We start from the raw sequence: 9,036 nt of genomic DNA, 5'->3' as shown, positions 1-9,036 counted from the left end.
GGTCAACACGGGGAGTACGCGAGATCATCCCGAGGGCTCCGGCCGTCGGGGCGGCGACACGAGGGGAACGGTCGCCCGGCTGGGGGTTCCGCCCGCGGGCCGGGGTCCGCGGGCTGGGGGTTCGTTACGCCGTCAAGCGGCGTTGGCCGGGGGAGGGCGAGGGGGTGGGGGCGGAGGTGGGGGCTTCCTGTTCACCGCTCCGCTCCGTCGCGCGCTTCGACTCATCGGAGTGACGTCCCCCAGGCGGGAAGGTCAGGTCCGGTACGTCGACGACCGGCGGCAGATCGGGAGTGAGCATTGGCTGCTCATTTCTGTTCATGGCGAGCGGGTACCCAGGCGCGGCGGACTCACCCTGCGATACCGGTCACACTCGGACATGGCGGTCAGATCGGTGATGCGTGCCCCCGTGCCACACCGGCCGCTGCCACACCGGCCGCCGTGCGGCGGCCGGTGCGGCGGGTTCAGCCCACGCGCTCGATGCGCGCGTTACGGATCAGGAACTTGCCCGGCTCACGGACCTGCTCGAAGGCGGCGTTGTTGAGCAGGGCGCAGCTGCCCGAGGTCGAGGCGACGGAGACGGTCGTCGACTTGTCATTGTCGAGATTGGTCACCTTGAGCTTGGTGCCGACCGGGAACTCGCCGCTGGAGGCGGCCGGGGCCCCGCCCTCGCCGGACAGGGTGACGGTCGACCCCGCGCAGACGACCTCGCCCGAGGCGCCGGAGTCACCGGCACCGGGGTCCGGGGCCCCCGCCGATGCGGACGCCGATGCGGACGCGCCGCCCCCTGCCGGGGCCGACGCCCCGTCCTGGCCCCCGGCCCCGGCCGCCTGGCCCGCGGCCTCGTCCCCGGCGCAGCCAGAAGCCTGCTGCTTCCGCTTGATCTCCTCGATGACGGCCTGCCGGTTGGCTATCCGCGCCGGTGACTGGGCATCCGGATTGGCCCGCTGATCGGCGATGAACTTCTCGTTGTTGGCCAGCGCCTGCTCCAGCCCGGCGCAGGCCGTCGAGGACTGTGCCGCGCCCTCGGTGCTGGCGTTGCTGGTGGCGGCCAGCACCCCGGCGCCGGTACCCGCCAGCGCCAGCGAACCGATCAGCAGGCCGAGCTTCTTCTTGCCGCTGAGCGTCCTTTTGCGTGTCATGTCGACTCCTTTTTGAGCTGCCCGCCATGCCATACGGGCGGATGCGGGAGTCGTCTCAGGGCCGGGAGGAGATTTTTCCTGGAAATGTGGTTGAGGGTTAAACCGTGTGGGTTCCGGGCGTTGGGTTCTCCGGGCCCGACCTTAAAAGGGCCTTAAGGCTTCATGAAGCCTCAAGGCCCTTTCCCGGGTGAGCCGATTTCTCAGTCCAGCCGCCGGTGCAGGAAGTCCAGCGTGCTCCGCCAGGCCGATGCCGCGGATTCCGCGTGATAGGACGGGCGCTCGTCATTGAAGAAGGCGTGGCCCGCGGGGTAGAGCCGGAAATCCGGAGTCACGCCGGACTCGTCCCGCATGGCCTGGCGCAGCTGCTCCAGACCGTCCAGCGGAATGGTGTTGTCGTTCTCCCCGAAATGGCCCAGAACGTCGGCCCGCAGCCCCGAGAAGTCCGGCAGCTCACCCTGGAGGACGCCGTAGAAGGGCACTGCCGCGCTGACCCGGGGATCGGCGGCGGCCAGATACAGCACAAAGCCGCCGCCCATGCAGAAGCCGACCGCCCCCACGGTGGCGGAGGTGACCTCGGGCAGGCCCAGGAGATGGTCCACCGCGCCGGAGAGCAGCTCGACTCCGTGCCCCACCGGCAGCTCCCGCATCATCCGGTACGCCTCGTCGGCGTCATGGGCGACGCTGCCCCCGTACAGATCGGGCGCCAGCGCGACGAAGCCCTCGCGGGCCAGCCGGTCGGTGACACCGGCGATGTGGTGGTCCAGCCCCCACCACTCCTGAATGACGATCACCCCGGGGCCCTGCCCGGACGGCGGCGGCGCGAGGTAGCCGTGCGCGGTGGTTCCGGCGCTGGGGAAGGTGATGTTCTGGCGGGCGGGGGAGCCGGTCGGTTCCGGGGCCTCGGGCACGGGGGTCGCTCCTGTCGTACCGGTCGTCGCCATGTCCCGGGCCGGTGGGGTTACGACACGGCCGAGGCGCGGATGTCGTGTCCGTTCGCGGTCAGACAGCGGCCCGAGGTCAGGTCGTAGCGCCAGCCGTGCAGGGTGCAGGTGAGCACATCGCCCTCGATCTTCCCGAACCGGCCGAGGTCGGCACGCAGATGGGGACAGCGCCGCTGCACCTGCCAGCCGTCCAGCACGATGTCCTGGCCGTCGTCCTGGCAGGAGTCGTAGTAGTTCTCCACGTACTCGATGCGCTCCATCGACAGGCACTTGAAGAACACATACAGGAACTCGTTGTAGGGCCCGATCCGGCTGGCGGTGAACCGCATCGACAGCAGCAGGCTGTTGGACCAGTCCACCTCGCGCCGCTCGACGTTGGTGGCCACCAGATCGGCCGAGGTGGACAGCGTGTAGCGGCAGCGCTCACCGTCCCAGAGGCGGACCTCCCGGGCCGGGAAGTCGACCACGATCGGCACCTCGCCCACATCCAGCCGGGCCGGGCCGCCGACGCCCGCGCAGATCCGGTCCGCCCTGGTCAGCAGCGGTTCCCACCACTGCTTGAGCTCGGTCAGCAGCCGTTCGCGCGGCAGTGCGGGGGACCGTGAGGCGCGCTCGGCGGCCAGTGCGGGCTGCTGGCGGCGGGCGAACTCCCGCAAGTACGCGGGCTTTTCGCCGAAGATGTGCTCGATCTCCGTCTCGGTGTAGCGGTGGGTGAGCTTGCAGGCGGTGTCCTCCGGCTCCGCCACCGTCCCGGGCAGCAGCAGATGCGCCGCCACCCGCGGGCGCGCCCGGCCCAGCTGGCGCAGGAACTCCAGCTGGTCCACGAAGATGCTCTCCCCGACCCGGCCGGTGCCGTTGTGCTCGAAGAGCTCGTCGTCCAGGAAGCACGGCGGGCCCGCGTTGGGGAACACATGTTTGGCCTCCACCGCGTCGATATAGCGCAGTGCCCGGTCGAACTGCCCCTGCCGCTTGCGCGCGGCGAACTCCTTCTTGGCGGAGAGCGGCAGCTGGTACACCATCGGGTACCAGATCGCCCCGGAGAACTGGACGAAGTACGCGTCCACCTCGCCGAACTCCCGGATCGCCGCGATGTCCAGCGGATGGGCGTCGTTCTGGTTGAGCAGTACGGTCCGGCCGTCGTCCAGCGAGAGCGCGGAGTCGCCGATGGGGCCGTCCCCGGGGCCGGTCAGCGCGGTGATCATGATGCGCAGACCGTCGCGCTCGACCGGTGTGCCGGAGGGGGCGCGGAGGAAGGTGGTGAAGCCGAGCGCGCTCAGCTCGCGTTCCAGCTCATCGGTGGCGAAGGCCGGGAGCAGCACGGTGATGTCCTTGCGCACGTTCCGGCGCAGATTCTCCGCGTCGAAGTGGTCGCGGTGCAGATGCGAGACATACAGATAGTCCGCCGCCCGCCCATAGTGCGCCCAGTCCAGATCGGTGTTGTCAGGGAACGGAAACCAGGAGCCGAAGAAGGCGGGGTTGACCCATGGGTCGCAGAGCACCGACCCCGCGGCGGTCTCGATGAACAGCCCAGCATGCCCAAGTCCGGTCACGCGCATACCACAGCACCCCAACCCGGTCGGTGATGTCCGATATCTCCACCGTGTGGGGGTTCATGGCCGTGTGCATCCGCGGCTGCGCTTGCCGGGTGGTGCGATGCGCCACCCGGGTCACATCGGAGTGATCGGAACCGTTCGGCCAGGGCCGCTCCGTCATGAGACGGTGGGCGCGACGGTCGTCCGCCGCTCCGGCGCGGATCCCGGAGGGCGCCCTCCCCATGGGCGAAGGGCGCGGATGAGGAGGGGCTGGGTGGTGCGGATCACGTTGGTCGCGCCCGCCGTCAACGCGGCACTGCGGCAGGTGCGGTTCGACGACGCCCCGCCGGACGCGGCCGGGTTGCGCCGGGCCACGGCGGCGGCCGGGGCGCTGCCCCACCGCGACACGGCGTTCACCGCGCCCTCCGAGCGCTGCCGCGGCACCGCCGCCGCCCTGGGGCTCGACGCCGCCGTGACGCAGGAGCTGGGCGATCTCGACGTGGGCCGCTGGCGGGGCCGTTCGCTGGACGAGGTGGGGCGGAAGGCGCCGGAGGAGGTGGCCGGGTGGCTGTCCGACCCGGCCGCGGCGCCACACGGCGGCGAAACGCTGCTGGAGCTGGTGGAGCGGATCGGGGCCTGGCTGGACGCGCGGCGGGAGGACCCGGCCCCGGCGACACCTGGCCGTGCGGCGCGGCTGCTCGCCGTCGTGGAACCGGCCGTGGTCCGGGCCGCCCTCGTCCATGCCCTCGGCCTGCCCGCGCCCGCCTTCTGGCGGCTGGACGTCGCCCCGCTGACCGCGACGGAGCTCAGTGGCCGCGCGGGGCGGTGGAATCTGCGCTGCGGATACCCGCTGGCGGGGAGGGCGCCCTAACGGGCACGGGGGCGCGCCGTACCGGGCACGGGGACGCGCCGTAATGGGCACGGGGACGCACCATAACTGCCACGGGGCGCGCCGTAACGAAACGATCTCTCCGATGGCGGGGCGCCACCGGATGCGCTGTCGTGTCCTGATGGCATCCCCCACCACCAGGCTCCGCCCCACCACCACCCTCTGCGCCGCCGCCCTCGCGCTGCTCACCGCGTGCGGCGGTGGCGGTGGCGGTGGCGGTGGAAACGATGAGGCCAAGGGTGGCGGCGGGACCGGGAAGAGCTCGGCCTCACCCGTCGTCACCCCCACCGCGACCGCTCCCGTCCCCCGGGGCAAGGGCAGCGCCCTGGCGGACGACCTCAACGGCGACGGCCGCCCCGAGCTCCGAATCCCGGTCCCCTCCGACGACGACCAGCTGGGCGGTCTGCGCCGTATCGCCTATGTGTACGGCTCGGCGAAGGGCCCCGACCCTGCCGTCCGCACCGTGCTCGGCCGGGACGACCTCGGCCTGCCCACCGGCAGCGGGCGGCAGGCCACCATGGGCGAGATGGACTCCGCGACCACCGCCGACCTCGACGGCGACGGCTACGCCGATGTGATCGCCACCGCCACCAAGGAGCGCGACCCGGCCAGCAGCGAGCGGGTGCACATCACCACCCAGACACTGCCCTACATCGCCTGGGGCGGCCCCGGCGGGCCACGCCGGGGCACCCCCGCCACCCCGGTGCGGCTGGCCGACGCCGACGACGGGCTGGAGAACTGGCGGCCCCTGGCGACGGGCGACTTCAACGGGGACGGACACCACGATCTGGCCACCGTGCGCCAGAGCGGCAAGGACTTCCACGTGCTGTACGGCCCGTTCGGCCGCGATGGCGAGGCGGCCCGCACCCAGACGTACGCCAATCCCCTCGGCCCCAGCGGCCAGATCGCGGAGCTGTACGCCGACGCCATCGACGGTGACCGCCCCACCGATCTGGTGGTGCACGAGCGGGGCGACGACGACCAGACGAAGTCCGTGCTGCTCACGGCGGGTCCGGACGGCCTCGCCAGCACCGGCCGCACCCTCCGCAAGGGCAACGCGATCGCCTTCGGCGACTTCGACGGCGACGGGAAGCGGGACGTGGCGGTCGCCGACTCCGGCAGCCGCAATGACGAACCGGGCTATGAGACCGAACCCGCGGACGTCAGCCAGTCGCTGAGCGTCTACACCCGACGCATGGCCGATTCGACACCCGAGCCGATCAGGATTCCCGCCCTGGGCGGCGATGTGCTCGCCGCCGCCGACACCGATGGAGACGGCACCGACGAACTGGCCGTCTCGCTGCGCACCGGCGGCACCGAGCTGCTGACGATCCGCCCGGACGCCCCCGGGGAGATCGTCCACCGCCGCACCCTCGACCGCACCGTCCCGTCCCGAGTGGACGGCCACGGGGTGCCGAAGAAGCGGCGCGCCGTCAAGCTCTACGGCGCCGGGGACTTCGACCACGACGGCGAGGACGAGGTGGTGCTGGCCTGGGGGCCCGACCCGCTCTTCGCGCTCTACGGGGAGAAGCCACAGCGGTTCTGGGTGACCGACGGCGCCGAGGACGAGGTGGTGTTCACCAGCGCCCCCTACGCCAAGGGCGGCTCATGAGGCCCGCACCCACCGGGACCCGCGGCCCCGCCCGGGGAGTGAGCGGGACGTCGCTTCCGAACGCAGGGGGAGTGAGCAGGACGTCGCTTCCTTACGTATGAGGGGACGGGCCTTCGCCGTCCGGGGCCCCGGACGGATCGACGTAAGGAGACAGGGTGGTCAAGCACATGCGGCGCGGCGTGCGCCGGGTCGTGCGGTTCGCGGCTGTCGGGGCACTGGTCTGTGGCGGGGTGATGGTCTCTCAGACCGGGCCGGGAGGATCGGCCCACGGCGCGACCGGAGGTGACGGCCCGAGAGCCCTGAGCGCGGACCGTACGGACGATGTGGGCGGACGGCTGGTGTCCGCGCTCGGCGCCTCCCGTACGGCGGGCAACTGGATCGGGGCCGACGGCCGCCCGGTGGTCGCGGTGACCGACGACACGGCGGCGGACGAGGTCAGCAGGGCCGGGGCCACCGCCAAACGGGTGCGCTACAGCATGGCGGACCTGGACTCCGCGACCGCGAAGCTGCGCTCGGCGCCCCGGGTGGCGGGCACCGCCTGGATGGTGGACCCCAAGTCCAACCAGGTGGTGCTGGTCGGCGACGGCACCGTCTCCACCGCCCGCTGGTCGAAGCTGAAGGGCCTCGCCGCGGAGGTGGGCGGTGAGGTGCGCGCACAGCGGACGGAGGGCTCCTTCACCACCAGGGCCGCCGGTGCCTCGCCCCTGTTCACCAACGGCAGCCGCTGTTCGGCCGGTTTCAACGTCACCAACGGCCAGACCGGTTTCATCCTGACGGCGGGACACTGCGGCCCCAACGGCACCCCCTGGTTCACCGACGGCACCGGCTCCACCCGCATCGGCACCACGGTCCAGAGCAGCTTCCCCGGCGATGACTTCTCGCTGGTGCGTTACGACAGCGCGTCGCTCGACCAGGGCAGCGTGGTCAACGTCGGTGGCGGCCGGGCGGTGCGGGTCACCGGTGTGGCCGATCCGGTCGTGGGCCAGGAGGTGTTCCGCAGCGGCAGCACCACCGGGCTGCGCTCGGGCAAGGTGACCGGGCTCAACGCGACGGTCAACTACCCCGAGGGCACGGTCACCGGGCTCGTCCAGACCACCGTGTGCGCCGAGCCCGGCGACAGCGGGGGTCCGCTCTTCGCCCGGGGCGTGGCGCTCGGCATCACCTCCGGCGGCAGCGGCGACTGCGACCGGGGCGGGGTGACCTTCTTCCAGCCCGTGACCAAGGCGCTGACCGCGCTCGGGGTGTCCATTCCGGGCGCCAAGGCCCAGAGCCCCAGCCCGGCCATCGCCTCCGGTACGTCCGGGAGCTCAGGGGCCGGCGACGGCGTCTCGACGTTCGACGACGTCGTGGCCTACGCCCGGGGCTTCGGGCCCGGTCTGGTGGTCATCGTGGTGGGGTTCGTGGGTCTGCTGTCGACGCTGACCATCCGGCCACGGCGGCGCCGCTACCGCGGCTACTCCACCGGCTGGGGATGAGCCGCCGCACCAGATGGCGGACCACCCGGCCGTCGGGCCCGACCGCGAGGGCGCGCACGGTGCGCCGAGGGCGGGGGCGGAGCCGGGTGGCGATGGGCACCGCCGCCCTTCTGAGCGGGGCGGGTGCGCGGTGCAGCGGATCGAGGGCGGGCTCCCGGCGCGGCAACGGCCACCCAGATCACACCGTCGGGCCCCGTCCGCGGTCCCGGTGAGGATCCGGCCCTCCGTGTCGGCGGCGACGTGTTCCGGGCCGTGCGCCTCGGGCGCCAGGACCCGTGGACACGGCAGCGGTTCGGCCGCCACACCCGTCGGCGTACGGGAGCGCGTCCGCGTACCGGCCCGAGTGCGCGGCACGGGCTCACACCGCCTTGCGGGCCTTGGTGGCCCTGAGGCAGCGCCGCATCTCCTCGGCGTAGGGCAGCACCACGCAGACGCCGATGCCGAGGCCGATCGCCGCCAGATAGCGCGGGCAGCGGATGGTCCTTGGGCAGCAGCTGCCAGTCCTCGGGCCGGTCCCCGCCGCGCAGCGCCGCCCGGACCTGGTCCCCGTGCAGACAGCAGGTGAACGCCATCGCCGAGAGCGGCAGCACCTCCAGGAAGCTGTGGATGTGCTGCTCCACCGGACGCACCTCGCGCTCCCCGGTGGCCAGGCTCACATCCCACAGCGCGGTGGCGCCATGGGCGACGGCCGCTCCGCCCATCACCGACAGCACCAGCGGATTGACCCGGGCCAACAGCCCCATCGCCACGGGGACACCGGCCTCCGTCATCATCAGGGCGTGGACCGCCGATTCCTTCGTGCCCGACGTCTCCTCGATCCTGGTCCGGCGGTGCATCAGCCAGTCCGCCACCGCCGGGACGAACCACAGCGGCATCACCCCGTACATCAGGAACCGCCGGTTGGCGTCCTCGACGTCCACGGGATCGCCGGACACCTCCAGATCGCGCGGCCGCCGCCACCGCCGCCACGCACGGGTCACCGAGCCACGGGGAAGAGCCATCTCGCCTCCAGCACGACGTGGCAGAGGCCGGGTGCCCTCTTCGTATCGCGGACAAACGGCAGCAGAGGGCTTCCACCCGTCCGGCGTGGCGCGGTGCGGCGTGTGACGCGACGAACGAAATGAGGTGGCCCCCACCCGCGGTGGGGGCCACCTCGCCGGAAAGGGGACTGACCGGCACTCAGTAGTCGTAGTGGTGGCGGTGCCGGTGACGGTCCGGCTCCTCGACCACCGGAGGTGCCACCGTGCCCGGCTCGACGACGCGCCGGCGCTTGTAGACACTCACATAGGCGCATGTGCCGATGACGCCGACCGCCATCAGGATCAGGCCGACCAAGTGGACATTGAAGCCATTGGCGTTCCAGTCGGTGGCGAAGGTGAGAATCCCTCCCACCGCGATCATCAAAATGCAACCGCCGAGGCCCATCAGTTCTGCCTCCGTACATGAGT

At 72.0% G+C, this 9,036-nt stretch carries 7 protein-coding genes and 2 pseudogenes; 3 read left to right on the top strand and 6 right to left on the bottom strand.

Annotation, left to right across the window (positions count from 1 at the left end):
* Positions 1 to 461: 461 nt before the first annotated feature.
* The 3 genes from VT50_RS34620 to VT50_RS34610 all read right to left on the bottom strand — a co-directional run bounded on the left by VT50_RS34620 (position 462) and on the right by VT50_RS34610 (position 3,636).
* Entirely contained in the window at positions 462 to 1,139 is a 678-nt protein-coding gene (locus VT50_RS34620; protein WP_046090841.1) for an RlpA-like double-psi beta-barrel domain-containing protein, read from the bottom strand.
* A gap of 200 nt (positions 1,140 to 1,339) precedes the next feature.
* A complete protein-coding gene (locus tag VT50_RS34615) occupies positions 1,340 to 2,047 on the bottom strand; it encodes a dienelactone hydrolase family protein (RefSeq protein ID WP_046090840.1) in 708 nt (235 codons plus the stop codon).
* A gap of 50 nt (positions 2,048 to 2,097) precedes the next feature.
* On the bottom strand, positions 2,098 to 3,636 hold the full coding sequence (locus tag VT50_RS34610) for a Rieske 2Fe-2S domain-containing protein (RefSeq protein ID WP_046090839.1): 1,539 nt from the start codon (positions 3,634 to 3,636) through the stop codon (positions 2,098 to 2,100).
* Positions 3,637 to 3,871: 235 nt separating this feature from the next.
* Here VT50_RS34610 and VT50_RS34605 point away from each other — a divergent pair, with 235 nt between their 5' ends.
* From VT50_RS34605 to VT50_RS34595, 3 genes are all read left to right on the top strand, one after another.
* Positions 3,872 to 4,483, top strand: a complete 612-nt coding sequence (locus VT50_RS34605) for a histidine phosphatase family protein (RefSeq protein ID WP_046090838.1) — start codon at positions 3,872 to 3,874, stop codon at positions 4,481 to 4,483.
* Between the two features lie 139 nt (positions 4,484 to 4,622).
* Positions 4,623 to 6,113 carry an FG-GAP repeat protein gene (locus tag VT50_RS34600; RefSeq protein WP_046090844.1) on the top strand — a complete coding sequence of 497 codons (1,491 nt, stop codon included), beginning with the start codon at positions 4,623 to 4,625 and terminating at the stop codon, positions 6,111 to 6,113.
* 155 nt (positions 6,114 to 6,268) lie between these two features.
* Positions 6,269 to 7,588, top strand: coding sequence for a S1 family peptidase (locus VT50_RS34595; RefSeq protein ID WP_107424947.1), 1,320 nt, complete (start codon positions 6,269 to 6,271; stop codon positions 7,586 to 7,588).
* Positions 7,589 to 7,813: 225 nt separating this feature from the next.
* On the opposite strand, the pseudogene VT50_RS41485 reads toward VT50_RS34595, so the two are convergent.
* The 3 genes and pseudogenes from VT50_RS41485 to VT50_RS34585 form a co-directional block, all read right to left on the bottom strand.
* Positions 7,814 to 7,891, bottom strand: a pseudogene (locus VT50_RS41485) (hypothetical protein); the annotation flags it as partial.
* Positions 7,892 to 7,946: 55 nt separating this feature from the next.
* Positions 7,947 to 8,589, bottom strand: a pseudogene (locus VT50_RS34590) (diguanylate cyclase).
* Positions 8,590 to 8,767: 178 nt separating this feature from the next.
* The gene (locus tag VT50_RS34585; protein ID WP_046090837.1) at positions 8,768 to 9,013 is read right to left on the bottom strand and encodes a hypothetical protein; all 246 of its coding nucleotides are present in this window, start codon (positions 9,011 to 9,013) and stop codon (positions 8,768 to 8,770) included.
* Between the last annotated feature and the right edge of the window lie 23 nt (positions 9,014 to 9,036).

Origin of the sequence: Streptomyces antioxidans (assembly GCF_000968685.2) — a bacterium.
GTDB classification, from domain to species: Bacteria; Actinomycetota; Actinomycetes; order Streptomycetales; family Streptomycetaceae; genus Streptomyces; species Streptomyces antioxidans.
This window is presented reverse-complemented; position numbering and strand designations above follow the sequence as displayed.